This window comes from Streptomyces sp. NPDC045026 (genome assembly GCF_056432625.1).
Genome location: NZ_JBWKIS010000043.1, coordinates 19560 through 44004 on the forward strand (window position 1 = coordinate 19560; position 24445 = coordinate 44004).

The 24445-nt window shown below is 70.4% G+C and carries 26 protein-coding genes and 2 tRNA genes; 21 read left to right on the top strand and 7 right to left on the bottom strand.

Going from position 1 to position 24445, the window contains the following annotated elements:
* The first annotated feature begins 15 nt into the window (after positions 1-15).
* On the top strand, positions 16-840 hold the full coding sequence (locus AC07EJ_RS43430; RefSeq protein ID WP_389483850.1) for a GNAT family N-acetyltransferase: 825 nt from the start codon (positions 16-18) through the stop codon (positions 838-840).
* 23 nt (positions 841-863) lie between these two features.
* Here AC07EJ_RS43430 and AC07EJ_RS43435 read toward each other — a convergent pair whose 3' ends face one another.
* Positions 864-1385, bottom strand: coding sequence for a DsbA family protein (locus AC07EJ_RS43435; RefSeq protein WP_389483848.1), 522 nt, complete (start codon positions 1383-1385; stop codon positions 864-866).
* 229 nt (positions 1386-1614) lie between these two features.
* Here AC07EJ_RS43435 and AC07EJ_RS43440 point away from each other — a divergent pair, with 229 nt between their 5' ends.
* Both AC07EJ_RS43440 and AC07EJ_RS43445 read left to right on the top strand, forming a co-directional pair.
* Positions 1615-2052 carry a hypothetical protein gene (locus tag AC07EJ_RS43440; RefSeq protein WP_389483845.1) on the top strand — a complete coding sequence of 146 codons (438 nt, stop codon included), beginning with the start codon at positions 1615-1617 and terminating at the stop codon, positions 2050-2052.
* Positions 2053-2224: 172 nt separating this feature from the next.
* Positions 2225-2404 carry a hypothetical protein gene (locus tag AC07EJ_RS43445; RefSeq protein WP_389483842.1) on the top strand — a complete coding sequence of 60 codons (180 nt, stop codon included), beginning with the start codon at positions 2225-2227 and terminating at the stop codon, positions 2402-2404.
* 37 nt (positions 2405-2441) lie between these two features.
* On the opposite strand, the gene AC07EJ_RS43450 is transcribed toward AC07EJ_RS43445, so the two are convergent.
* Positions 2442-3002 carry a CGNR zinc finger domain-containing protein gene (locus AC07EJ_RS43450; RefSeq protein ID WP_389483840.1) on the bottom strand — a complete coding sequence of 187 codons (561 nt, stop codon included), beginning with the start codon at positions 3000-3002 and terminating at the stop codon, positions 2442-2444.
* A 286-nt stretch (positions 3003-3288) separates the two neighbouring features.
* Positions 3289-3702, bottom strand: a complete 414-nt coding sequence (locus AC07EJ_RS43455; protein ID WP_003959770.1) for an SsgA family sporulation/cell division regulator — start codon at positions 3700-3702, stop codon at positions 3289-3291.
* Positions 3703-3892: 190 nt separating this feature from the next.
* Here AC07EJ_RS43455 and AC07EJ_RS43460 point away from each other — a divergent pair, with 190 nt between their 5' ends.
* From AC07EJ_RS43460 to AC07EJ_RS43475, 4 genes are all read left to right on the top strand, one after another.
* Positions 3893-4339, top strand: a complete 447-nt coding sequence (locus AC07EJ_RS43460) for a TIGR02611 family protein (protein WP_389483838.1) — start codon at positions 3893-3895, stop codon at positions 4337-4339.
* 85 nt (positions 4340-4424) lie between these two features.
* Positions 4425-4496: transfer RNA gene (locus AC07EJ_RS43465), tRNA-Val, on the top strand.
* A gap of 323 nt (positions 4497-4819) precedes the next feature.
* Complete coding sequence (locus AC07EJ_RS43470) at positions 4820-5266, top strand: SRPBCC family protein (protein WP_389483835.1); 447 nt, start codon at positions 4820-4822, stop codon at positions 5264-5266.
* 53 nt (positions 5267-5319) lie between these two features.
* A tRNA-Val gene (locus tag AC07EJ_RS43475) sits at positions 5320-5391 on the top strand.
* Between the two features lie 75 nt (positions 5392-5466).
* Here AC07EJ_RS43475 and AC07EJ_RS43480 read toward each other — a convergent pair.
* Positions 5467-6192 (bottom strand): 3'-5' exonuclease, encoded by a 726-nt coding sequence (locus AC07EJ_RS43480; RefSeq protein WP_362906044.1) that lies wholly within the window; start codon positions 6190-6192, stop codon positions 5467-5469.
* A 169-nt stretch (positions 6193-6361) separates the two neighbouring features.
* Here AC07EJ_RS43480 and AC07EJ_RS43485 point away from each other — a divergent pair, with 169 nt between their 5' ends.
* The 3 genes from AC07EJ_RS43485 to thrS all read left to right on the top strand — a co-directional run bounded on the left by AC07EJ_RS43485 (position 6362) and on the right by thrS (position 10326).
* The gene (locus tag AC07EJ_RS43485) at positions 6362-6928 is read left to right on the top strand and encodes a DUF4365 domain-containing protein (RefSeq protein ID WP_356272315.1); all 567 of its coding nucleotides are present in this window, start codon (positions 6362-6364) and stop codon (positions 6926-6928) included.
* Between the two features lie 40 nt (positions 6929-6968).
* Complete coding sequence (locus AC07EJ_RS43490) at positions 6969-8186, top strand: hypothetical protein (RefSeq protein ID WP_478886314.1); 1218 nt, start codon at positions 6969-6971, stop codon at positions 8184-8186.
* 163 nt (positions 8187-8349) lie between these two features.
* Positions 8350-10326 carry a threonine--tRNA ligase gene (gene thrS, locus AC07EJ_RS43495; protein ID WP_389483829.1) on the top strand — a complete coding sequence of 659 codons (1977 nt, stop codon included), beginning with the start codon at positions 8350-8352 and terminating at the stop codon, positions 10324-10326.
* Positions 10327-10357: 31 nt separating this feature from the next.
* On the opposite strand, the gene AC07EJ_RS43500 is transcribed toward thrS, so the two are convergent.
* Positions 10358-11026 (bottom strand): potassium channel family protein, encoded by a 669-nt coding sequence (locus tag AC07EJ_RS43500; protein ID WP_389483827.1) that lies wholly within the window; start codon positions 11024-11026, stop codon positions 10358-10360.
* A 66-nt stretch (positions 11027-11092) separates the two neighbouring features.
* Between AC07EJ_RS43500 and AC07EJ_RS43505 the strand changes: the two genes are divergently transcribed.
* Entirely contained in the window at positions 11093-11659 is a 567-nt protein-coding gene (locus AC07EJ_RS43505; RefSeq protein ID WP_100597008.1) for an HIT family protein, read from the top strand.
* A gap of 53 nt (positions 11660-11712) precedes the next feature.
* Here AC07EJ_RS43505 and AC07EJ_RS43510 read toward each other — a convergent pair whose 3' ends face one another.
* Positions 11713-13380, bottom strand: a complete 1668-nt coding sequence (locus tag AC07EJ_RS43510; RefSeq protein WP_389483825.1) for a hypothetical protein — start codon at positions 13378-13380, stop codon at positions 11713-11715.
* Positions 13381-13581: 201 nt separating this feature from the next.
* The gene (locus tag AC07EJ_RS43515; protein WP_389483822.1) at positions 13582-15789 is read right to left on the bottom strand and encodes an elongation factor G-like protein EF-G2; all 2208 of its coding nucleotides are present in this window, start codon (positions 15787-15789) and stop codon (positions 13582-13584) included.
* A gap of 269 nt (positions 15790-16058) precedes the next feature.
* On the opposite strand from AC07EJ_RS43515, the gene pgsA reads away from it, so the two are divergent.
* The 10 genes from pgsA (at position 16059) to ruvB (ending at position 24381) form a co-directional block, all read left to right on the top strand.
* On the top strand, positions 16059-16733 hold the full coding sequence (pgsA, locus tag AC07EJ_RS43520; RefSeq protein WP_389483820.1) for a phosphatidylinositol phosphate synthase: 675 nt from the start codon (positions 16059-16061) through the stop codon (positions 16731-16733).
* On the top strand, positions 16730-17635 hold the full coding sequence (locus AC07EJ_RS43525; protein WP_393585458.1) for a phosphatidylinositol mannoside acyltransferase: 906 nt from the start codon (positions 16730-16732) through the stop codon (positions 17633-17635). Before pgsA ends, AC07EJ_RS43525 begins: the two co-directional genes overlap by 4 nt.
* On the top strand, positions 17632-18792 hold the full coding sequence (locus tag AC07EJ_RS43530) for a glycosyltransferase family 4 protein (protein ID WP_389483816.1): 1161 nt from the start codon (positions 17632-17634) through the stop codon (positions 18790-18792). Before AC07EJ_RS43525 ends, AC07EJ_RS43530 begins: the two co-directional genes overlap by 4 nt.
* A 116-nt stretch (positions 18793-18908) precedes the next feature.
* Complete coding sequence (locus AC07EJ_RS43535; RefSeq protein ID WP_393585457.1) at positions 18909-19454, top strand: LemA family protein; 546 nt, start codon at positions 18909-18911, stop codon at positions 19452-19454.
* Positions 19455-19582: 128 nt separating this feature from the next.
* The gene (gene pdxS / locus AC07EJ_RS43540) at positions 19583-20530 is read left to right on the top strand and encodes a pyridoxal 5'-phosphate synthase lyase subunit PdxS (RefSeq protein WP_478886315.1); all 948 of its coding nucleotides are present in this window, start codon (positions 19583-19585) and stop codon (positions 20528-20530) included.
* The gene (pdxT, locus tag AC07EJ_RS43545) at positions 20530-21135 is read left to right on the top strand and encodes a pyridoxal 5'-phosphate synthase glutaminase subunit PdxT (RefSeq protein ID WP_389483812.1); all 606 of its coding nucleotides are present in this window, start codon (positions 20530-20532) and stop codon (positions 21133-21135) included. The genes pdxS and pdxT overlap by 1 nt, the downstream gene beginning before the upstream one ends.
* A gap of 75 nt (positions 21136-21210) precedes the next feature.
* Positions 21211-21963, top strand: coding sequence for a YebC/PmpR family DNA-binding transcriptional regulator (locus tag AC07EJ_RS43550; protein ID WP_266566512.1), 753 nt, complete (start codon positions 21211-21213; stop codon positions 21961-21963).
* A 104-nt stretch (positions 21964-22067) separates the two neighbouring features.
* Positions 22068-22643 (top strand): crossover junction endodeoxyribonuclease RuvC, encoded by a 576-nt coding sequence (gene ruvC / locus AC07EJ_RS43555; protein WP_478886316.1) that lies wholly within the window; start codon positions 22068-22070, stop codon positions 22641-22643.
* Complete coding sequence (ruvA, locus tag AC07EJ_RS43560; RefSeq protein ID WP_362906070.1) at positions 22640-23248, top strand: Holliday junction branch migration protein RuvA; 609 nt, start codon at positions 22640-22642, stop codon at positions 23246-23248. The genes ruvC and ruvA overlap by 4 nt, the downstream gene beginning before the upstream one ends.
* A gap of 59 nt (positions 23249-23307) precedes the next feature.
* A complete protein-coding gene (ruvB, locus tag AC07EJ_RS43565; RefSeq protein WP_389483804.1) occupies positions 23308-24381 on the top strand; it encodes a Holliday junction branch migration DNA helicase RuvB in 1074 nt (357 codons plus the stop codon).
* The last annotated feature ends 64 nt before the right edge of the window (positions 24382-24445 follow it).

Consider the following 24445-nt stretch of genomic DNA (forward strand, 5'->3'; position numbering starts at 1 on the left):
GGTAGAACACCCCTGATGACCACCACTCTGCGGCCGACCGAGCCGCTTCAGCGCGCCGCCGACGGGACGCGGTCACGCCACTACCAGGTGTGTGTGAACAGCCGCCCCGTCGGCGAACTGCGTCTGGGCACCCATCCCGGCTACGGCGAGGGGGTGGCCCGGATCCGTGATCTGCGGATCGACGAGGCGGACCGCGGGCGGGGCCGTGGCACCGTCGCCGCGCTCGCCGCCGAGGAGGTGGCGCGCGGCTGGGGCTGCGGCCGGATCGAGGTCTCGATCCCCGCGTCGGCCGAGCGCGCCCTCGGCCTGGCCACCGCCCTCGGCTACGTCGAGCGCAACCGGAACATGGAGAAGGAGATCACCGCCGAGCCCCCCGCCCTCCCGGCGGGCAGCGCCGGACGGCGGATGACCGGCCCCGAGTTCACCGCGTGGGAGACGCACACGCGGGCCGGGTACGTGCGCAGCCTGGTCGATCGGGGCGTCCCCGAGGCCCAGGCACGCGCCAAGGCCGAGGCCGATCACGCGGCGACGCTCGCGGAAGGGCTCGCCACCCGGGACGCGGTCCTGAGCGTCCTTGAGGCGGACGGCGCGGTCGTGGGCACGCTGTGGGTCGCGCTGCGCGGCGAGAGCGCCTACGTCTACGACGTCGAGGTCGCGGCCGAGCACCGAGGGCACGGCCACGGACGCTCGCTGATGCTCCTCGCGGAGGCCGAGTCGCGCGCCGCGGGCGCCGCCCGCCTGGGGCTCAGCGTCTTTGCGGGCAACACCCCGGCCGTCCGCCTGTACGAGTCACTCGGATTCCGGGCGACCGAGTTCCACCTGTACAAGGCGCTGATCTGAGCGGCGCGCGGGCAGGGGCGGGGCTATGAGCCGAGCAGCCGATCGACGATCTCTTCGACGCGCTCTCGCAGACCGTCCTGGCTCTTGCCGCCGTCGAGCCGCTCGCCGTCGATGACGTACGTGGGTGTGCCCGTCACGCCGATAGCCTTGCCCTCGGCCTGGTCCGCGTCGACGATCAGGATGTGGCGGCCGTCGACGAGCGCGGTGTCGAACTCCTCGGCGTCCAGGCCGAGTTCGCGGGCGACCTCGACGAGGAACGGCTCGCCCTTGCGGTCGAGCTCCTCGACCCGGCCGAGCACGGCCTCCACGTACGGCCAGCCCTCCCCCTGCTCGAAAGCCTCCTCCGCCGCCTGCGCGCCGGCGAAAGCGTGCTTGTGCTTCTCCAGCGGGAAGTGCCGCAGGCGCAGGTCGATGCGGTCGCCGTAGCGGGCCCGGAGCGCGCGCACGTCGTCGAGAGCGGTGCGGCAGTCGGGGCACTGGAGCTCGCACCAGACGTCGAGGACGGGGCGGCCCTGAGGGGCGGAGGCGGGAGAGGCGTCGTTCATGGGTCCAGTCTTCCAGCCGGGCGCCGGGGGCCCCAACCGGCACGTGTGACGACCCCTGCCCCACCCAGGTCGGACCCCCGCTGACAGCCCCGGACCGGGACCTGCGGAGGAGGCCGTACCCGGAAATGTCCCTGAGGTCGGGCCCGACCGTGGCCTGCGGACCCCGGGGCGGTGCACGATGGAGGGGACGGAATGCTCCGTCGACCGCTGCTTGTGCCAGGAGGACCGGATGATTGCCGAGACCGTCTGTTCCGCCGTTTCCGTGGCCGGTCTTGGTATCGCCGCGGTCACCGCGTACCGGAAGCGTTTCCTCACGGCCGCGCGCATAGCGGCCTATTCGCTGGTGCCGATCGGTCTGGTGATGACCGGCGCGGTGGGCTGGCTGGCGGACACCGCGTTCAGCCCGACGGCGTGGGCCGGTTTCGTCGTGCTCGGCGGTGCCTGGCTCCTGTTCATGGGGACCCGCGCGCTGGAGCGCCGCGGCGGGGGCACGCGTAAGGAACGCAAGGCAGCCAAAGCCGCCGCCGAGGCCCAGGCCGTCGCGCCCGCCGCCTCCGCCCCGTCTCTGGGACAGAGCGCCCGGCCCGCGGCCACCCGCCCCGCCGCGAAGCCCGCATCCGAGGACTTCAGCGATATCGAGGCGATTCTGAAGAAGCACGGGATCTGACCCGAGGCACCTCGCGCACGGCAGGTCGGTCGACCATGGTCGGAAAACGGAAGGACTTGGACTCTTCCCGGTCCACCCCGTGCCGCCCACGTCACGTGATCCGGCGAACTCCCGCTTCTTTCGAGCGTGTTGATCGACCGCGGTACGCCGACTGCGTCATCATCGCCGCGAGATGCTGGACACCACACAGGGCGGTACCGCCCCGCAGGCCGACGAGCGACACGAGCCCCTCATGGCCGACGAACGACGAGGCTGCCTCTTCGCACTGTCACAGCCGCCCTTGATGATCTTTCTGGCGGTGATCGGCTGCCTGCTGCTCCTGGCTTCGCTGCACGATCTGTTTCTGCTGTGAGGGCGCGACCTGATCCTGCTGAGGGGGTGCGACCTGGTCAGCCCGCCGCCTCCTTGCGGCGCGCCCGGTATGCCGCCACGTGCAAGCGGTTTCCACAGGTGCGGCTGTCGCAGTACCTGCGGGACCGGTTGCGCGAGAGGTCCACGAAGGCCCGCCGGCAGTCCGGGGCCTCGCAGCGCCGCAGCCGCTCCTGTTCGCCGGCGACCACGAAGAAGGCGAGCGCCATCCCGCAGTCGGCCGCCAGGTGGTCGGCGACGGACGCGCCGGGCGCGAAGTAGTGCACGTGCCAGTCGTAGCCGTCGTGGTCGGTCAGACGCGGCGTGGTGCCCGCGGCGGCGACCAGCTCGTTGATGAGTGAGGCCGCGGCGTGTGGATCGGGCGCCGCGAACACCGCGGCGAACCGTCCCCTTACCCGCTGTACCGCGTCGAGGTCACGCTCCGCGAGCACCCCGACGTCGCTGATGTCGTTCTTTCGTACGAATTCGCCCAGGGCTGTCACATCGGCCAGCCCGTCGGCGGCCTGCTCGTCGTCCGGTGCGGTGTTCACCAGATCCACCACGGTGTCGAGGGCGCACCGGGTGTCGTGGGTGATCAGCACGATTTGCTCCCTGGCCTGGGGGTAGTGGGGGTCTCCCCTGCTCATCAAGAGCTGGGGGAACTGTGCCCGCCGATGCTGGCCGATGTTATAGGTCCGGTCGGGCGTGCGGCGCCTGCCCGCCGGTCCACGGACGCACCGACGCCGCCCCCGTGGGAGATCCCACGGCGGCGGCGTCGATGTATACCGTATGCGGTTGTTGTGGCTCGGTCCGTCTCCCCGAGTGGACGGCATCGAGCGGCTCTCGCGGTGCGTGACTCCGGCGGTGCACCGGCGTCGGCTCCAGGCCTTAGCTTTCGGCCAGGATGTGTGAGAGCTCCGTGTCGAGATCGAAGTGACGGTGTTCCGTGCCGGGTGGCACGGCCGCGTCGGTCCTTTTCAGGAACGACTCAAGAGCCCGCGCAGGGGCTTCGAGCAGAGCCTCGCCCTCCGGAGAGCTCAGAGCGATGCAGACGACACCCTGGCCATGACTTCGGGATGGCCAGACTCGGACGTCGCCGGTGCCGGTGGGCCGGTGCAGGCCCTCGGCGAGCAGATCGCGGGCGAACACCCACTCGACCGTCTCTTCTGCTCCGGTGTGGAAGGTGGCGTGCACGGCGTAGGGATCGGCCGTGTCATACCGCAGTCCTGCGGGTACAGGCAGTGAGGACTCGCTCGACACAACGAGGCGCAGGTGCAGCTCGCAGCTGACCGTGGTGTTCATAAGCGCCAGGGCCTTTCGCTCAGTGTGCGCTCGGGGATTCGCACGTCGGCGAAATCGACATGCCACCTACGGTGCCGTTGTAAACCCCTCTGAGTGTTTTCGGTGGCTTTAGGTAGCTCGGACGGCGGAGTCTTTCTTGTTCCGGAGCGTCCATTCCGGTGACGGGTTTCCGTCGGGTAGGTTTAGCTGTATGAATACGGGGAGTGACGAGGCGGCCGAGTCTGAATCCGTGGCCGAGGCGACGGGGGACGGGGCGAAGGCCGAGCAGGAGCTCGGTTCGCGGGCGCCGGAGTTCATCAAGGCCCGCAGGGTCCTGCACCTGAGCTGGCAGGTCGGCATCTTCGTGGTGGGGCTCGCGGTCGTGGTGGCGGGCGTGATCATGCTGCCGCTGCCCGGTCCGGGCTGGCTGGTGATCTTCGGTGGCATGGCGATCTGGGCGACCGAGTTCGTCTGGGCGCAGCTCGTGCTGCGCTGGACGAAGCGCAAGGTCACCGAGGCCACACAGCGCGCGCTCGACCCGGCGGTGCGCCGGCGGAACATCATCCTGACGTCGGTCGGCGTGGTGATCATCGCCGTGCTCGTCGGCGTCTATGTGTGGAAGTTCGGCCTCGAGATGCCGTGGAAGATCAAGGAGTGAGCGGGGTGGCCCGGGAGGGTCGCGCCGGGGGCGTCGGGGCTGGTCGGAGGACCCGCTGACATGCGGTAATGTTCTCTCTGCGCCCGGGCGATTAGCTCAGTGGGAGAGCGCTTCGTTCACACCGAAGAGGTCACTGGTTCGAACCCAGTATCGCCCACCCCGGACCGAGGGCCCCGGAGGCTTCAAGCCTCCGGGGCCCTCGGCGTTTCCGTGTCGGGCCGCCGTGGCGGGCAAGCGCTTTCCGGTGGTGGGCAGCCCCCTGTGTCCGGCGACCGGAACAGGAATCCCATAATCCATTCGGACGTATGGGGATAACGCGGCAGACCTCTTCGGCAATTCGAAGGGCGGAAGAACCTGACCCCGTTTCAGAGTTCCGGACTTCGCCGGGAATCCAGAAGTTCTGACGATGAATCAATGGTCGTCGCCATCGTGCCAATTCACGTTCAGGTGAGCCGCCGCGTAACGGGGGAGACTCGCACCATGGACTGGAGTCACTACCGCTTCCGCAGCGTCTGGGACCTGCCCGCGGAGCCCGCCGACGTGTTCGCGGCCCTCGAACGCGCCGAGGACTACCCCCTTTGGTGGCCCCAAGTGCGCGAGGCGACCCCCCTCGACGAGCACCGTGGCACCGCCCGCTTCCGCTCGCTCCTCCCGTACGACCTGTTCGTGACGGCCACCGCCCTGCGCCGCGACACCGAGGCCGGGGTCCTGGAGATCACCATGACCGGCGACCTGGAGGGCTGGGCGCGGTGGACGGTGCGTGCGCGCGAGGGCGGGACGCGGGTGTTCTACGAGCAGGAGGTGGAGGTGTGCAAACCCCTGATGCGGCGGTTCGCTCTCATCGGGAGGCCGGTGTTCCTCGTCAACCACGCGCTGATGATGCGGGGCGGGCGGCGCGGGCTCGCCGCGCGTCTGCGCCGGCGCTGACCGAACCGGTTTGATGGAAACCCTTCGGGGCCTGTATGGTTCAACCCGTTCCCGGGCGATTAGCTCAGTGGGAGAGCGCTTCGTTCACACCGAAGAGGTCACTGGTTCGAACCCAGTATCGCCCACCCGGAAGAAAGCCGGTCCGTCAGCAGACGGACCGGCTTTTCTGTGCCCCGGACCGGAGCCCGGACGGGCAACTCTCAGGCGGCCTCCCGCAGTTCCGTACGCATCGGCCACGCCGGATCCACCATCTCCGGATTGCCGCTGCGCGCGAACCACGCCTGCAGACCGCGCGCCTGCGCGGCGTGCCACACCGCCTGAAGGGTGTGCAGTTCGGCGGGGGACAGCCGGTCCAGCCGGGAAGCGAAACGGCGCCCCACCGCCCGTACGACGTCCAGGGACGCCTGTGCGTCAGCGGCGGCGTCGTGCGCGCCCTCCAGGTCCACCTCGTAGTGGGCGCACAGGTCCGTGAGGGTGCGGCGGCCCTTGCGGTAGCGGTCCAGGTGTTTGTCGAGGACGCGCGGGTCGAGGACGCACAGCGACGAGCTCTCCATGTAGCGGCCGAGCGCGGACGCGCGATGGCGCCGCAACTCCCGGTCCAGGAGCGTCAGATCGAACGGCGCGTTCATCACCACGAGCGGGCGGCCCGCCGCGGCCTGTTCGCCCAGCAGCCTGGCTATCTCCTCCATGACGGGAGCCGGCCAGCGGCCGTTGCGCTGGAGGTGCTCGTCCGTCAGTCCGTGCACCTCCGTCGCCCCGGCCGGGACCGGTACCCCCGGATTCACCAGCCAGCGTGAGACACGCGGCCGGCTGCCCGCGGCGTCCTGCACGACGATCGCGGCCGACACGATGCGGTCGCTCTCCACGTCCACGCCGGTGGTCTCGGTGTCGAATGCGGCCAGAGGGCCCTCGTACCAGCACGTCATGTCAATGCAACTCCTCGTTCACACCTGGCAGATGACCCCTCGCGGCTGCCCGTTTCGGTGATACCCGTGCTGTTTGCGTCGTACGCCGACCGGAGACAACACAGATACGGGTCACGGCAGTTCAGCGGCCCGTCCAGGTAATTCACCTGTTTCGGAAGGCCTGTTGGACATGGCGCTCGCGCAGCCCGAACAGGGTGGGCTGCTGCCCGAGCGGATCGCACCGCCGCGCGGCACACTCGCCACCACCGCCTGCATGGAGACACTCCAGGTGGGCTATCTGCACGCCGTAGCGGCAGCCGCGGGCTGTTCGCTCTCTCAGCCGTTTCCTGACAACGGCATCGACTGGCACGTCAGCCACAGCGCCCCCGGGCACACGGTCGACGACGAGGTCACCATCAAGGTGCAGCTCAAGTGCACGTACCAGATCCCGCCGAAGCCGCCGGGGCCGTCCTTCTCCTTCACGCTCGACAACGCACACCTGGAGAAGCTCGCCCGCACACCGGTGTCGGTGCACAAGATCCTGGTCGTGATGATCGTGCCGCGTTCGCAGGACGACTGGCTGCGGGCCGGTCACGACCGGCTCGACCTGCGGCACTGCTGCTACTGGATCAACCTGGCCGGTCATCCCGTGACGGGCAGGCGCCGCACGACCGTGCGCATCCCGACCTCGCGGATCTTCGACGACCGTGCGCTCTGCGAGATCATGACGCGGATCGGGACGGGCGGGAGGCCCTGACGAACGCGGGAGGCCCTGACGGACAGGGAGGGAGACCCTGATGCAGCACCGCCCGACCGACGAGCGCGTCCGCGCCCTGAACACCGCCCGATCCCACCCCGCCGACCTCGAAGGCCCCGGGCCGGAGCAGGTCGACCCGGTCGTGCTCAACGCACTGCTCGACCGGCACGGCTGGGAGCGCCGTGGCGGCGCCACCGGGCGCTATGTGCGCTGGACGCTGCCCGGCGCCTCCGGGCGCACCAGCCTGCTCGTGCCGGAGACCCGCGCCTTCCCCGACAGTGACGATCTGCTCGGCGAGGCGCTCGAGGCGCTGGAGCGCAGCGGCTCGCACTCCGCGCGGGAGGTCCTCGTCTCGCTCGCCGTCCCGAGCGACGAGATCCGCTGGTGGCGGGATGTGCCGGCCGGTCCCGCGGGCAGCGCCGCGTGGCCGGCGGAGGAGCAACTGCGCGCCGCCGCCCGGCGGATGCTGCTGGCCGCCGCGCTCGCCGCCCGGGGCCGGGCCGGGTACTACGGCGCCCGCCACCGCAGGCCCGCCGCCGCGTCGCTGGAGACCGTCCTCGTCGGTGACGCCCCCGGCGGCCGCAGGCTCACCGCGTTCGTGCCCGTCGCCGCGGGCCGCACGCTCGCCGTCCGCCTCCACCAGGCGCTGTACGCGGCCCGCGAGGCCATCGACTACCGGCGGGCCACCGGCGGCATGGACGCCTTCGACGGCGCCGTCCAGGCGGGGGTGAGCCATGAACTCGTCGAAGCGCTGGTCGCCCTCGTCCGCGGTACGGAGGGAGCCCGGGTCGGCGTCGAATGGGCACCGGCGGCCGGGGTGCCCGACGAGTGCACCGACGGGGACGCGCCCGTCGAGTTCTCGCCCGGCGACCTGGCCGTGCTGCGGGAGGCGAGCGCCCGCTATCTGCAGTCCGAGCCGTCCATCGCCGTCCGCGTCACCGGCACCGTCGTGCGCATGCGCAGGTCGGGGCCGCGCGGTGAGGGCACAGTGCGGCTGCACGTCATCGGGGGAGCCGATGTGCCGCACGTCCGGATGACGCTGGACGAGGAGGCCTACCGGACGGCGGGGCACGCGCATCTCGTGGGGCTGCCGATCAGGGTGCACGGGCGGCTGGAGAGCCGGGGCGGATTCCGGCGGCTGACCGGGGCGAGCGAAGTGGTGCCCGTGCAGGTCGAGGAGGCCGAGCGGGACCGGCTGATGAAGTCGCTCCAGGAGAATCTGGACTTCTTCGAGGAGGCGTGCAGCGGGGACGACTGAGCTCTCGGGCTCGCGAGCAGGGGGTTCCCGGCGTGTGCGCGAGGGCGGCGGAGCGGGCGGCGTCGATACCGTTTCGCGAGTCGGGCCCCGGGCTCGGTACGATCCCCTGTGTATTGCGCGCGTGGCCAGAACATCGCGCGCCCCCTTCAGGTAGGAGAGTCCGGTGTCAGACGTCCGTGTGATCATCCAACGCGATTCCGAGCGGGAAGAGCGCGTGGTGACGACGGGCACTACGGCGGCCGAGCTCTTCGCCGGCGAGCGCACCATCGTCGCCGCCCGGGTGGCAGGCGAGCTGAAGGACCTCGCGTACGCCGTGCAGGACGGCGAGGAGGTCGAGCCCGTCGAGATCTCCTCGGAGGACGGCCTCAACATCCTGCGCCACTCCACCGCGCACGTGATGGCGCAGGCCGTGCAGGAGCTGTTCCCCGACGCCAAGCTGGGCATCGGTCCGCCGGTCAAGGACGGCTTCTACTACGACTTCGACGTGGAGAAGCCCTTCACGCCCGAGGATCTCAAGGCCATCGAGAAGAAGATGCAGGAGATCCAGAAGCGCGGGCAGCGCTTCTCGCGCCGCGTCGTCACCGACGAGGCCGCCCGCGAGGAGCTGGCCGACGAGCCGTACAAGCTGGAGCTCATCGGCATCAAGGGCTCCGCGTCCACCGACGACGGCGCGAATGTCGAGGTGGGCGGCGGCGAGCTGACCATTTACGACAACCTCGACGCCAAGACCGGTGACCTGTGCTGGAAGGACCTCTGCCGCGGTCCCCACCTGCCCACCACGCGTAACATCCCCGCCTTCAAGCTGATGCGGAACGCGGCGGCGTACTGGCGCGGCAGCGAGAAGAACCCGATGCTCCAGCGCATCTACGGCACCGCCTGGCCGTCGAAGGACGAGCTCAAGGCGCACCTGGAGTTCCTCGCCGAGGCCGAGAAGCGCGACCACCGCAAGCTGGGCAACGAGCTGGACCTGTTCTCCATCCCCGACCAGATCGGCTCCGGTCTGGCCGTCTTCCACCCCAAGGGCGGCATCATCCGCCGGGTCATGGAGGACTACTCGCGCCGCCGGCACGAGGAGGAGGGGTACGAGTTCGTCTACACCCCCCACGCCACGAAGGGGAAGCTCTTCGAGACCTCGGGCCACCTGGACTGGTACGCCGACGGCATGTACCCGCCCATGCAGCTCGACGAGGGCGTGGACTACTACCTCAAGCCCATGAACTGCCCGATGCACAACCTGATCTTCGATGCGCGCGGGCGTTCCTACCGTGAACTGCCGCTGCGCCTCTTCGAGTTCGGCACCGTGTACCGGTACGAGAAGTCGGGCGTCGTGCACGGCCTGACCCGCGCCCGTGGCTTCACGCAGGACGACGCGCACATCTACTGCACCAAGGAGCAGATGGCGGAGGAGCTCGACAAGACGCTCACCTTCGTCCTCGGGCTGCTGCGCGACTACGGCCTGACCGACTTCTACCTGGAGCTCTCGACCAAGGACCCGGAGAAGTTCGTCGGCTCCGACGAGATCTGGGAAGAGGCCACCGAGACGCTGCGCCAGGTCGCCGAGAAGCAGGGCCTCCCGCTGGTCCCGGACCCGGGCGGCGCCGCGTTCTACGGCCCGAAGATCTCCGTCCAGGCGAAGGATGCCATCGGCCGCACCTGGCAGATGTCGACCGTGCAGCTCGACTTCAATCTGCCGGAGCGCTTCAACCTCGAGTACACCGGCCCCGACGGCACCAAGCAGCGCCCGGTCATGATTCACCGCGCGCTGTTCGGCTCCATCGAGCGGTTCTTCGCGGTGCTCCTCGAGCACTACGCGGGCGCCTTCCCGGCCTGGCTCGCGCCGGTGCAGGCGGTCGGCATCCCGATCGGCGACGCGCACATCCCGTACCTCCAGGAGTTCGCGGCCAAGGCGAAGAAGAAGGGGCTGCGCGTCGACGTGGACTCTTCGTCGGACCGCATGCAGAAGAAGATCAGGAACGCGCAGAAGCAGAAGGTGCCGTTCATGATCATCGCCGGCGACGAGGACATGGCGGCCGGCGCCGTCTCCTTCCGCTACCGCGACGGCTCGCAGGAGAACGGCATCCCCGTCGACGAGGCGATCGAGAAGATCGTCAAGGTCGTCGAGGAGCGCGCGCAGGTCTGACGTCCGCCGCTGACGGCACGGACGTACGACGTCAGGAGGCCCCCGGGAAGTTTCCCGGGGGCCTCTCGTCGCCATCGCGCCGGAACACCTGGAACATCCAGGACGAGAACGAGCCCGTGATCGCCCCGAGCAGCGCCAGACCGCACGTCATCAGCCCCGCCGCCACCAGACGCCCGAGCGGGGTCACCGGGACCACGTCCCCGTATCCGACGGTCGACAGGGTCGAGCAGGCCCACCACACGGAGTCCCCGAAGGTATGGATCGTGGCGTGCGGCTGCCCGCGCTCGACCTGGTACATGGCCAGGGACGCGGCGAATCCGAGCAACAAGGCGGACATCCCGGCGTAGGTCGCCACGCGCGCGTGCAGGCTGAGCCGCGGTTCTTCGTGCCGCCGCCGCACGGCGTCGTAGGTCCGCACGACCTGCAGTGGGCGCAACAACGGCAGCGCCACGACCACCGCGTCCAGCCAGTGTCGGCGCACGAACGAGAGCCCCTTGCCGCTGTGGCGCCATCGGACGGCGAAGTCCAGAGCGAAGACGGCCCAGGCGGCGGAGGTCACCGCGAGACACGCGTCGCGCACCGCCTGCGGAAGCCCGTGCCCCAGGACTCTGATCGCGTACGACGCGAGGAACAGCAGGGCCGCCAGTGACAGCGGGGTCTCCATCCGGTGCTCCCACGGCGTCCGCCGTCTCTCGTCCATCGGTCAAGGATCGCGGCCGGGGATGGGGACCTGCCCCGCCGACACGCTCCGAACGGGCGAAGCCATATGCTGCACCTCATGACGAGTGAGCCGGAGCAGCACACGGGGCCGGTGGGTGAGCCGGACGGGTTCGGGCGCCTTTGGACGCCGCACCGGATGGCCTACATCCAGGGGGAGAACAAGCCGACCGGACCGGGAGCCGACGACGGCTGTCCCTTCTGCGCCGCACCCGGCATGACCGACGAGGAAGCGCTGATCGTGGCGCGCGGCGCGAGCGTCTACGCGATCCTCAACCTCTACCCGTACAACGGCGGCCACTTGATGGTGCTGCCGTACCGGCACGTCGCCGACTACACGGACCTGGACGACGGCGAGACCGCCGAGCTGGCCCTCTTCACCAAGCACGCGATGGCCGCGCTGCGCACCGCGTCCGGGGCGCACGGCTTCAACATCGGCATGAACCAGGGCGCGGTGGCGGGAGCCGGTATCGCCGCGCACCTGCACCAGCACATCGTTCCGCGCTGGGGCGGCGACACCAACTTCATGCCCGTGGTGGGACACACCAAGGTGCTGCCGCAGCTGCTCGGCGACACCAGGACCGCGCTGGCCAAGGCCTGGCCCGACGCCGACTGAGCCGATCGTGACCGGCCGGCCGGGCTCTGCCGTCCCGGGCCGGCCGGGCGCGGCTACGCGTCGTACACGTCGGCATTCATGGGCATCGGGGCCTGGACCAGGGTGCTGAGCAACGTCGAGCGCATACCGAACTTCTCCGTGTCCACGCCGTTCTCCTCGAGGACCTTGATCGCCGCCGAGTGCACCGCACGCAGCACCGGGGTGGCCGTGCGCAGCGCGTCGTCCGCCATGAAGCGGTGGCGCCACGGCTTGTCCGCCCAGGCGTGCCGCAGACCGAAGGGCTCGGGCAGGACCAGCTTGCCGCCTATGAAGTCCAGGAGCGGCGGGTACCACGTGAAGGGCGCGCGCACCGCCAGGCGGACGACCTCGTCGGGCTCGATGAGGGGGAGCTTCTTCTCCATCGTCTCCCAGAACTTGACGGCCTTGGCGACTTCCTTCGTCTTCGGCTCGGGCTTCGTCGTGAACAGGGAGTGCACCGGGCCGAGCGCATGGCCCGTGACCTCGATGCGCAGCGTCTCGTGCAGGACCGTCACCGTGATCAGCATCGTGATCACCAACTGGCCGTCCCAGAGCGTGAACTGCACGCCCAGATAGTGGCGGTCGCCGCTGCCGAACTGCTGCTCGTTGCAGATCCGCTGTATCTCGTGGTTCTTGATCTGGAAGGCCTCGACGTCGGTGCCGGTGGGGCGGGCCACCTTGTTCGCGTTCTCCCCGATCGGCGAGACGATCCAGTGCTTGATCGACGGCGTCGGGAACCCGCCCGTGTGCAGCGGGCCGCGCTCCAGGAGCCGCAGCTTGTCGTGCACCGCCCGTATGACGTCCCAGCTGCGGAACGGGTGGATCTCCGCGCCCTCGTCGCGAGGGATCAGCTCCTCGGCGAGCTGCCAGCTGCCCCAGCGGGTGCCCATGCCGAGGATGCCCTTGGGGCCGGCGTAGAACACGGCGTTCGACTGCTGCTCCGCGGTCAGCTTGGCCAGGCTCTGGCGCAGGCGCTCGGCGGCCGTCTCGCCGGGGCTGCCGGGCACGGCCTCAGGGATCTTTGCGCCGATGCCGCCGCCCGCGAGCAGGCTGTCCCAGCGCTCCCGCATGTCCTGCGCCGTGCGCTCGCAGATCTGCCGGGCCCACAGCCAGCCGACCACGGGCGCCACGATCGCCGCCCGCAGATACCAGGCCCAGAAGCCCGTGAAAGGCAGCTTGACCAGGAAGATCAGGGCGACGACGGCGACCGCCACCATCAACGCCGTGAACAGCGCGGCCGTGCGCTTGTTCTTCTGGCTGCCGATCATGCGGCGGACCTGGAAGACGAGCAGCCACGCGATCAGGCCGGGCAGGAAGAGCAGGCCGCACAGCGCCATCACGGCCGTCAGCCAGCTGTCGCGCTGCTTACGGATCCGGTTCGCCGCGAGACAGTGCTCGACGACGACCTGCGGCTCGGTGCCGAAGGACTGGATGAGCGGCTTGCGGGCACCGCCGAGCAGCCGGCCCTGGACGGCCCGCGAGAACGCCTCGCCCAGATTCGGCGCGGCCAGCGACCAAATGCCCTTCTTCACATCGGACTTGTGCCAGTCGCTGTTGGCGGCGAGCAGATCGTCCACCTTCGCGTCCCGGTACGCCGCCGAAGCGAGGGCGTACGTGGCCGCGGTCTGGCCCGCGGAGCCGTGCAACGGCACCTGCGCCCCGGGCCTGAAGTCGAATACGTCGTCCGCCACTGCCGCCCCCATCGCCGCGCGCCTTCGCTCCTGCGGCTTTTCCCGACTTCCTTGCCCCGCACACCTGTTGATCAGGTCATCGGCTTGATCAGGTCATCAGCGTATCCGGGAGCACCGACATTCGTCAGGGGGCAGCCGAAGCCGCCCGCCCGGAACGGGACCGGGCGGGCGGCCTGGCTGCCGGGTGGCCGGGGGTCGGCCGGCCGCGACCAACTACGAGGCGTCCTGCGCCTGTTCCCGCATCCTGTCGCCCAACTGCGAGGGCATCGGCTCGTGCCGCGCGTACGCCCGGCTGAACCGCCCCGTGCCGTGGGACAGCGACCGCAGGTCCACCGCGTAACGGCCGATCTCGATCTCCGGGATCTCGGCCCGTACGAGCGTGCGAGACCCCGGTGTCTGTTCCGTACCGACCACGCGGCCGCGCCGCCCCGACAGGTCGCTCATCACCGCGCCCACGTAGTCGTCCGCGACGAGCACCTGCACCTCGGCGACCGGCTCCAGGAGATGGATCTTCGTGTCCGCCGCCGCCTCCCGCAGAGCCAGCGCGCCCGCCGTCTGGAACGCCGCGTCGGAGGAGTCGACCGAGTGCGCCTTGCCGTCGAGCAGCGTGATCCGCACATCGATGAGCGGATAGCCCGCGGCCACGCCCTTCGCGGCCTGCGCCCGTACGCCCTTCTCCACGGACGGGATGAACTGCCGCGGCACCGCGCCGCCGACGACCTTGTCCACGAACTCGATGCCGGATCCGTTCGGCAGCGGCTCCACCTCGATCTCGCAGATCGCGAACTGTCCGTGCCCGCCGGACTGCTTCACATGGCGCCCGCGGCCTGCCGACCTGTCGGCGAACGTCTCCCTGAGCGAGACCTTGTGCGGCACGACGTCGACCTGGACGCCGTACCGGTTGCGCAGCCGCTCCAGGGCGACATCGGCATGCGCCTCACCGAGGCACCACAGGACGACCTGGTGGGTGGCCTGGTTCTGTTCGAGCCGCATCGTCGGGTCCTCGGCGACCAGCCGGGACAGGCCCTGCGAGAGCTTGTCCTCGTCCGGTTTGCTGTGCGCCTGGATCGCGAGCGGGAGCAGCGGGTCCGGCATGTCCCACGGCTCCATGAGGAGCGGGTCGTCCTTGGCGGAGAGGGTGTCGCCGGTCTCCGCCCTGCCGAGCTTGGCGACGCACGCCAGGTCACCGGCGATGCAGTGGGAGATCACGCGCTGCTGCTTCCCGAAGGGTGAGGAGAGGGCGCCGATGCGTTCGTCGACGTCATGGTCCTCGTGGCCGCGGTCGGCGAGGCCGTGTCCCGAGACATGCACCGTGTCGTCGGGGCGCAGGGTTCCGGAGAAGACCCGAACCAGCGAGATCCGGCCCACATACGGGTCCGAGGCCGTCTTCACGACCTCGGCGACCAGGGGGCCGTCCGGATCGCAGACGTTCACCGTGCGTGCGTCGCCCGTCGGGGTCGTGACCACGGGGGCCGCGCGCTCCAGGGGAGTGGGGAAACCGCCCGTGATGAGTTCGAGCAGCTCGACCGTGCCGATGCCCTGCCGGGCGCCCTGCGCCGCGGGCGCCGCGGCGAGCACGGGGTGGAAGACCCCGCGCGCGACGGCCCGCTCCAGGTCCCCGACCAGCGTCTTGTAGTCGATCTCCTCGCCGCTCACATAGCGGTCCATGAGGGTCTCGTCCTCGCTCTCGGCGATGATCCCCTCGATCAGACGGTTGCGCGCCTCCTCGATGAGCGGCAGTTGAGCGGGGTCCGGCTCGGACTCCTTGCGCTCGCCCGACGCGTAGTCGAACACGCGCTGCGACAGGAGGCCGACGAGGCCGGTGACCGGCGCGTGCCCGTCGGGCCCCGGCTCGCCGTGCAGGGGCAGGTAGAGCGGGATGACGGCGTCCGGGTCGTCGCCGCCGAAGAACGTCTCGCAGGTCTGCGTCATCTGTTCGAAGTCGGAGCGCGCCGCCTCCAGATGCGTGACCACGATGGCGCGCGGCATGCCGACCGCCGCGCACTCCTCCCACACCATGCGCGTCGCGCCCGCCATGGTCTCGGGCCCGTCGGACGCCGAGACGACGAAGAGGGCCGCGTCCGCAGCCCGCAGACCGGCCCTCAGCTCCCCGACGAAATCCGCGTATCCGGGGGTGTCCAGAAGATTGATCTTGTACCCGTCCCATTCGAGGGGTACCAGGGAGAGCTGCACCGAACGCTGCTGCCGGTGCTCGATCTCGTCGTAGTCGGAAACGGCGGTCCCGTCCTCCACCCGGCCCGCCCTGTTCACCGCCCCCGCGGTCAGCGCGAGAGCCTCCACCAACGTCGTCTTGCCCGATCCGCTGTGGCCGACCAGCACCACGTTCCTCACGGACGCGGGGTGGTCGGCCGTCGTAGCCCTGCCGGCGGCTCCGGGGTGTGTATTCGCCTTGTCGCCCATGCCTTGCCTCCCGGTTACTTGCACGGTGAGGTGGCACCCCTGCTGAAGAGGGGGTCCCATTGGGCGCGGACACGCGGGACCCGCGATGGCGGCTCCGACGACGCCCGCGGTGTCTTCGAGCTTTGCACTCCGGTCAGGGTGCGTCCATACGTCGTACGCGGTTCCCCGGGGCGCGCGGGTGCCCGTCGGTCGTCCACGCGCGCGCGTGACTACGATGGGCCAGCCGGTGGCCAGAAGGGCCGCGCGGCCATCCGACCCTCGGGAAGGCCATGCTGAACAAGTACGCGCGTGCATTTTTCACGCGTGTCCTCACACCGTTCGCCGCGTTTCTCATCCGTCGCGGGGTCAGCCCCGACGCGGTCACGCTCCTCGGCACGGCCGGGGTCGTGGCGGGCGCACTGGTCTTCTTCCCCCGCGGGGAGTTCTTCTGGGGCACGATCGTCATCACGCTGTTCGTGTTCTCGGACCTCGTGGACGGCAACATGGCGCGCCAGCTCGGCCGCACCAGCCGCTGGGGCGCGTTCCTCGACTCCACGCTCGACCGCGTCGCCGACGGCGCGATCTTCGGTGGCCTCGCCCTCTGGTACGCGGGATCCGGCGACAACAACATGCTGTGCGCCGTCTCCATCTTCTGCCTCGCCAGCGGCCAGGTCGTGTCGTACACCAAGGCCCGCGGTGAGGCGATCGGCCTGCCCGTCGCGGTGAACGGCCTGGTGGAGCGTGCCGAGCGGCTCGTGATCACCCTCGTCGCCGCCGGCCTCGCGGGGCTGCACACGTTCGGCGTCCCGGGCATCCAGGTCCTGCTGCCGATCGCCCTGTGGGCCGTCGCCGCGGGCAGCCTCGTGACGCTGATCCAGCGGATGGTGACCGTGCGCAGGGAGTCGGCCGAGGCCGACGCGGAGGCCGCCGCCGCGCCCTCCCAGGAGAGCGGGACCGGATCGTGAGCACTACGCGCGAGCGACTCGTCGACGCCCTCTACGGAGCGGGCTGGAGCACGGTCAAGAAGCTCCCCGAGCCCGTCGCGGTCCGCCTGGGCCGCACCATCGCCGACCTCGCGTGGAGGCGGCGCGGCAAGAGCGTCCTGCGCCTGGAGTCCAACCTCGCGCGCGTGGTGCCCGACGCCTCCCCGGAGCGCCTCAAGCAGCTCTCCCGGGCGGGCATGCGCTCGTACCTGCGGTACTGGATGGAGTCGTTCCGGCTGCCGTCCTGGAGTGCGGACCGCGTGCGGAACGGGTTCGACGTCGACGACGTCCACCACCTCACCGACGCCCTCGCCTCCGGCAAGGGCGTCATCATCGCCCTGCCCCACCTGGGCAACTGGGACCTCGCCGGCGCCTGGGTCACCACGAAACTGGAGACCCCGTTCACGACGGTCGCCGAGCGGCTCAAGCCCGAGACCCTCTACGACCGCTTCGTGGCCTACCGCGAGAGCCTCGGCATGGAGGTCCTGCCGCACGAAGGGGGATCCGCCTTCGGCACGCTCGCCCGCCGGCTGCGCGCCGGCGGCTTGGTCTGCCTCGTCGCCGACCGCGATCTGTCCGAGTCCGGCGTCGAGGTGAAGTTCTTCGGCGACACCGCGCGCATGCCCGCGGGCCCGGCGCTACTCGCCCAGCAGACCGGCGCCCTGCTCCTTCCGGTCACCCTCTGGTACGACGAGTCGCCCGTCATGCGCGGCCGCATCCACGGCCCCATCGAGGTGCCCGAGACAGGTACCCGCGCCGAAAAGACGTCTGTCATGACGCAGGCGGTGGCCGACGCCTTCGCCACAGGGATCGCCGACCACCCGGAGGACTGGCACATGCTGCAGCGCTTGTGGCTCGCTGACCTCGAGGAGCGCCGACCGTGAAGATCGGCATCGTCTGCCCGTACTCCTGGGACGTGCCGGGCGGCGTCCAGTTCCACATCCGCGACCTGGCGGAGCACCTCATCGCCCTGGGGCACGAGGTGTCCGTCCTCGCCCCCGCCGACGACGAGACCCCGCTGCCGCCGTACGTCGTGTCGGCGGGCCGCGCGGTCCCCGTGCCGTACAACGGTTCCGTCGCCCGGCTCAACTTCGGCTTCCTGAGCGCCGCGCGGGTGCGCCGCTGGCTGCACGACGGCACGTTCGACGTGATCCACATCCATGAGCCGGCCTCGCCTTCGCTGGGGCTGCTCTCCTGCTGGGCCGCGCAGGGTCCGATCGTCGCCACGTTCCACACGTCGAACCCGCGGTCCCGCGCCATGATCGCCGCGTATCCGATCCTCCAGCCCGCCCTGGAGAAGATCAGCGCGCGCATCGCGGTGAGCGAGTACGCGCGGCGCACGCTCGTGGAGCACCTCGGCGGGGACGCCGTCGTCATCCCGAACGGCGTCGACGTGGACTTCTTCGCCCGCGCCGAGCCCAAGGCCGAGTGGCAGGGGGGCACCATCGGCTTCATCGGGCGGATCGACGAGCCCCGCAAGGGTCTTCCCGTACTGATGAAGGCCCTGCCGAGGATCCTGGCCGAGCGGCCCGGCACGCGGCTGCTCGTGGCGGGGCGCGGCGACGAGGAGGAGGCCGTCGCGAGCCTGCCCGTCGAGATGCGCGAACAGGTCGTGTTCCTCGGCATGGTCAGCGACGAGGACAAGGCCCGGCTGCTGCGCAGCGTCGACGTGTACGTGGCCCCCAACACGGGCGGCGAGAGCTTCGGCATCATCCTGGTCGAGGCCATGTCGGCGGGCGCGCCCGTCCTGGCCTCGGACCTCGACGCGTTCGCGCAGGTCCTCGACCAGGGCGGCGCGGGCGAGCTGTTCGCCAACGAGGACGCGGACGCGCTGGCGGACTCGGCCATCCGGCTCCTGGGGGACGCCGACCGGCGCGAGGAGCTGCGGGAGAACGGCAGCAAGCACGTGCGGCGCTTCGACTGGTCGACGGTGGGGGCGGACATCCTGTCCGTGTACGAGACGGTGACCACCGGAGCGGCCGCCGTCGCCACCGATGAACGCAGCGGACTGCGGGCCCGGTTCGGGCTCGCCCGCGACTGACGGGACGTACCGGCGCGCCACGCGCACAAACGCGCCACGCGCACAAACCGGTACGTCCCTCCCGTCCCGTACGCGGCTGATCTCCGCTACGGCGCACGGCTGTAGCCTTTGCGCCCGTGACCTCCACTTTGATCTGGATCGCGGTCTTCCTCATCGCGGTCGGCCTCTACCTGAGCTGGACAGCCGGCCGCCTCGACCGGCTGCACGCCCGGATCGACGCGGCCCGCGCCGCCCTCGACGCCCAACTGCTGCGCCGCGCCTCGGTGGCACAGGAGCTGGCCACATCCGGAGTGCTCGACCCGGCCGCCTCGATCGTCCTGTACGAGGCCGCGCACGCGGCGCGGCAGGCCGAGGAGGACCAGCGTGAGGTCGCCGAGAGCGAACTGAGCCAGGCGTTGCGGGCCGTACTCGGCGAGGCCGGGCAGATGGAGGCGGTGCGTGCCGCCCCGGGCGGCCCCGACGCGGCCGAGGAGCTCGCTCAGGCGGTCCGCAGGGTGCCCATGGCCCGGCGCTTCCACAACGACGCCGTACGGGCCGCACGCGCCCTGCGAAGGCACCGCAAGGTGCGCTGGTTCCGCCTCGCGGGCCACGCGCCGTTCCCCCTGGCTTTCGAGATGGACGACGAGCCGCCCGTCGCGCTCGCCGACCGGCCGACCACATGACCCGGCCGACCGCGTAGCGGGGTGGTGAGCAGGCGCCTTCACACTGAATGCGCCACCGGTCGGATGAAGAATGAGCCACCGGTCAGGTATTGGCCCTTGATGTGGACTGGTCGCGGGGCGTTTCCTCTATGGAGTACCAAACCCACCTTTTCCACCGAGCGAGGTCACCCGTGTCCAGCACCCCCCAGTTCGTCGAAACCACCGGCACCGCGCGCGTGAAGCGCGGCATGGCCGAGCAGCTCAAGGGCGGCGTGATCATGGACGTCGTCGACGCCGAGCAGGCGAAGATCGCCGAGGACGCCGGCGCGGTGGCCGTCATGGCGCTCGAGCGGGTGCCGGCCGACATCCGCAAGGACGGCGGAGTGGCCCGGATGTCCGACCCGAACATGATCGAGGAGATCATCGAGGCCGTCTCCATCCCGGTCATGGCCAAGTCCCGGATCGGCCACTTCGTGGAGGCCCAGGTCCTGCAGTCCCTCGGCGTCGACTACATCGACGAGTCCGAGGTGCTCACCCCGGCCGACGAGGTCAACCACAGCGACAAGTTCGCGTTCACGACCCCCTTCGTGTGCGGTGCCACCAACCTGGGCGAGGCCCTGCGCCGCATCGCCGAGGGCGCGGCCATGATCCGCTCGAAGGGCGAGGCCGGCACGGGCAACGTCGTCGAGGCCGTCCGCCACCTGCGCCAGATCAAGAACGAGATCGCCAAGCTGCGCGGCTTCGACAACAACGAGCTGTACGCCGCCGCCAAGGAGCTGCGCGCCCCCTACGAGCTCGTCAAGGAGGTCTCCGAGCTCGGCAAGCTGCCCGTGGTGCTGTTCTCCGCCGGTGGTGTCGCCACGCCCGCCGACGCCGCCCTGATGCGCCAGCTCGGCGCCGAGGGTGTCTTCGTCGGCTCCGGCATCTTCAAGTCCGGCGACCCGGCCAAGCGCGCCGCCGCCATCGTGAAGGCCACCACCTTCTACGACGACCCCAAGATCATCGCGGACGCCTCGCGCAACCTGGGCGAGGCCATGGTCGGCATCAACTGCGACACCCTCCCCGAGACCGAGCGCTACGCGAACCGGGGCTGGTAATGACCTCTCCCGTAGTGGGCGTCCTCGCGCTCCAGGGCGACGTACGGGAGCACCTCGTCGCCCTGGCCACGGCCGATGCCGTGGCCAGGCCCGTGCGGCGGCCCGAGGAACTCGCCGAGGTGGACGGGATCGTCCTGCCCGGCGGGGAATCGACCACCATCTCGAAACTGGCCGTCCTGTTCGGGCTCATGGAGCCCCTGCGTGCGCGCGTGCGTGAAGGCATGCCGGTGTACGGCACCTGTGCGGGCATGATCCTGCTCGCCGACAAGATCCTCGACCCGCGTTCGGGCCAGGAGACGGTCGGTGGGATCGACATGATCGTGCGCCGCAACGCCTTCGGACGTCAGAACGAGTCCTTCGAGGCGGCGGTCGACGTACGCGGCGTGGAGGGTGCCCCTGTAGAGGGCGTCTTCATCCGCGCGCCCTGGGTCGAGTCGGTGGGCGCCCGCGCGGAAGTCCTCGCGGAGTACGACGGGCACATAGTCGCTGTACGGCAGGAAAACGCCCTCGCCACGTCCTTCCACCCCGAGCTGACCGGCGACCACAGGATGCACGCACTGTTCGTCGACATGGTGCGGGCGAAGCAGGTCGCCGGGTCCTTGTAGGATCTCGGGGGGTTCCCCGGCCCTTGAGGCCAGGGGGAGTTCGTACTGGGTTGGTTACGCGAAGGAGACAGGCAGATGTCCGGCCACTCTAAATGGGCTACGACGAAGCACAAGAAGGCCGTGATCGACGCCAAGCGCGGCAAGCTCTTCGCGAAGATGATCAAGAACATCGAGGTCGCTGCCCGCACGGGCGGCTCCGACGTGTCCGGCAACCCGACGCTCTTCGACGCCATTCAGAAGGCCAAGAAGAGCTCGGTCCCTAACAAGAACATCGACTCCGCGGTCAAGCGCGGCGCCGGCCTCGAGGCCGGTGGCGCCGACTACGAGACGATCATGTACGAGGGCTACGGTCCCAACGGTGTCGCGGTGCTCATCGAGTGCCTCACCGACAACCGCAACCGTGCCGCGTCCGACGTGCGTGTCGCCATGACCCGCAACGGCGGCAACATGGCCGACCCCGGCTCCGTCTCGTACCTGTTCAACCGCAAGGGTGTCGTGATCGTCCCCAAGGGTGAGCTGTCCGAGGACGACGTCCTCGGCGCCGTGCTCGACGCGGGCGCCGAAGAGGTCAACGACCTCGGTGAGTCCTTCGAGGTGCTCAGCGAGGCCACCGACCTGGTCGCGGTGCGCACCGCGCTCCAGGAGGCCGGCATCGACTACGACTCGGCCGACGCCAACTTCGTCCCGACCATGCAGGTCGAGCTGGACGAGGAGGGCGCCCGCAAGATCTTCAAGCTCATCGACGCGCTCGAGGACAGCGACGACGTGCAGAACGTCTTCGCCAACTTCGACGTGAGCGACGAAGTCATGGAGAAGGTCGACGCCTGACACGCAGGCAGCACACGGGCCGACGGGACACACACCCGTCGGCCCGTCGCATTGTCAGCGGTACCCGATAGCCTGCACGAACTGGCTATCGAAGGAGGGGCGGGGTGCGCGTACTCGGCGTGGACCCGGGGCTGACCCGGTGCGGTGTCGGCGTGGTCGAGGGGGTCGCGGGGCGGCCCCTGACGATGCGCGGTGTCGGCGTCGTACGGACCCCGGCCGACGCGGAGTTGGGCCACCGTCTCGTCGCCATCGAGCAGGGCATCGAGCAGTGGCTGGACGAGTACCGGCCCGAATTCGTCGCCGTGGAGCGGGTGTTCAGCCAGCACAACGTGCGGACGGTCATGGGGACGGCCCAGGCGAGCGCGGTCGCCATGCTCTGCGCCAGCCGCCGCGGCATCCCCGTCGCCCTCCACACGCCCAGCGAGGTCAAGGCCGCCGTGACGGGCAGCGGGCGGGCCGACAAGGCGCAGGTGGGCGCCATGGTGACGCGCCTGCTCAGACTGGACGCGCCCCCCAAGCCCGCCGACGCGGCCGACGCCCTGGCCCTCGCGATCTGCCACATCTGGCGGGCCCCCGCGCAGAACAGACTCCAGCAGGCCGTCGCCCTGCACGCCTCGAAACCAGCTACAGCACCGCGCGCCTCGAAACCAGCTACAGCACCGAAAGGCCGTATCGCATGATCGCCTTCGTCAGCGGCCCGGTGGCCGCCCTCGCCCCTGACACCGCGGTGGTCGAGGTCGGTGGCATCGGCATGGCCGTCCAGTGCACTCCGAACACGCTCTCCGGACTCCGCCTCGGCCAGCAGACCAAGCTCGCCACCTCCCTCGTCGTACGCGAGGACTCGCTCACGCTCTACGGCTTCGCCGACGACGACGAGCGCCAGACCTTCGAGCTGCTCCAGACCGCCAGCGGCGTCGGACCCCGCCTCGCGCAGGCGATGCTCGCCGTGCACAGCCCCGACGCGCTGCGCCGCGCGGTCGCCTCCGGTGACGAGAAGTCGCTCACCGCCGTGCCCGGCATCGGCAAGAAGGGCGCCCAGAAGCTGCTCCTCGAACTCAAGGACCGGCTCGGCGCGCCCCTCGGCACGGGTACGGGCGTGGGCGCCCCCGTGACCTCCGGCTGGCGCGACCAGCTGCACGCCGCGCTCATCGGGCTCGGCTACGCGACCCGCGAGGCCGACGAGGCCATCGAGGCGGTCGCCCCGCAGGCCGAGGAGGAGGGCGGCACCCCCCAGGTCGGCAAGCTCCTCAAGGCCGCGCTCCAGACGCTGAACCGCACCCGCTGACCGGGCCTCGGCCGCCCTCCTGATCCCGCCCGAACCACCACCACCGCGAGGCACACCTCATGAACTGGGACGACACGACCGACGCGACGCCCGACACCGAGCGGCTCGTGGGCTCTGTCGCCGACCGCGAGGACCAGGCCGTCGAGGCCGCCCTGCGCCCCAAGGACCTGGGTGAGTTCATCGGCCAGGAGAAGGTGCGCGAACAGCTCGACCTGGTCCTCAGGGCGGCACGCGCGCGTGGTGCCACGGCCGACCACGTCCTGCTCTCCGGAGCGCCCGGCCTCGGCAAGACCACGCTCTCCATGATCATCGCGGCGGAGATGGGCGCCCCCATCCGGATCACGAGCGGCCCGGCCATCCAGCACGCCGGGGACCTGGCCGCAATCCTCTCCTCCCTGCAGGAGGGCGAGGTCCTCTTCCTCGACGAGATCCACCGCATGTCCCGACCCGCCGAAGAAATGCTCTACATGGCGATGGAGGACTACCGGGTCGACGTCATCGTCGGCAAGGGCCCCGGCGCCACGGCCATCCCGCTGGAGCTGCCCCCGTTCACCCTCGTCGGTGCCACGACGCGCGCGGGCCTGCTGCCGCCGCCGCTGCGCGACCGCTTCGGCTTCACCGCGCACATGGAGTTCTACGAGCCGGCCGAGCTGGAGCGCGTCATCCACCGCTCCGCGAACCTCCTCGACGTGGAGATCGACCCCCAAGGCGCCGCCGAGATCGCTGGACGCTCCCGCGGCACCCCCCGGATCGCCAACCGGCTGCTGCGCCGGGTCCGGGACTACGCGCAGGTCAAGGCCGACGGGCACATCAACCGCGACATCGCCGGGGCGGCCCTGCGCGTCTACGAGGTGGACGGCCGCGGCCTCGACCGGCTCGACCGCGCCGTCCTCGAAGCACTGCTCAAGCTCTTCGGCGGCGGCCCCGTCGGCCTCTCCACCCTCGCGGTCGCCGTGGGTGAGGAGCGCGAGACGGTCGAGGAGGTCGCCGAACCCTTCCTCGTCCGCGAAGGCCTGCTCGCCCGCACGCCGCGCGGCCGGGTCGCCACGCCCGCAGCCTGGGCCCACCTCGGCCTCACGCCGCCCCAGCAGACAAGGGGCACAAGCGGACAACAGGACCTCTTCGGGGCGTGATCGCGCAGGGTAGTCGCATGTCAGGAACCCCGGTGCCATGCTGAGCGTTGTTCCTGGAGTGCGG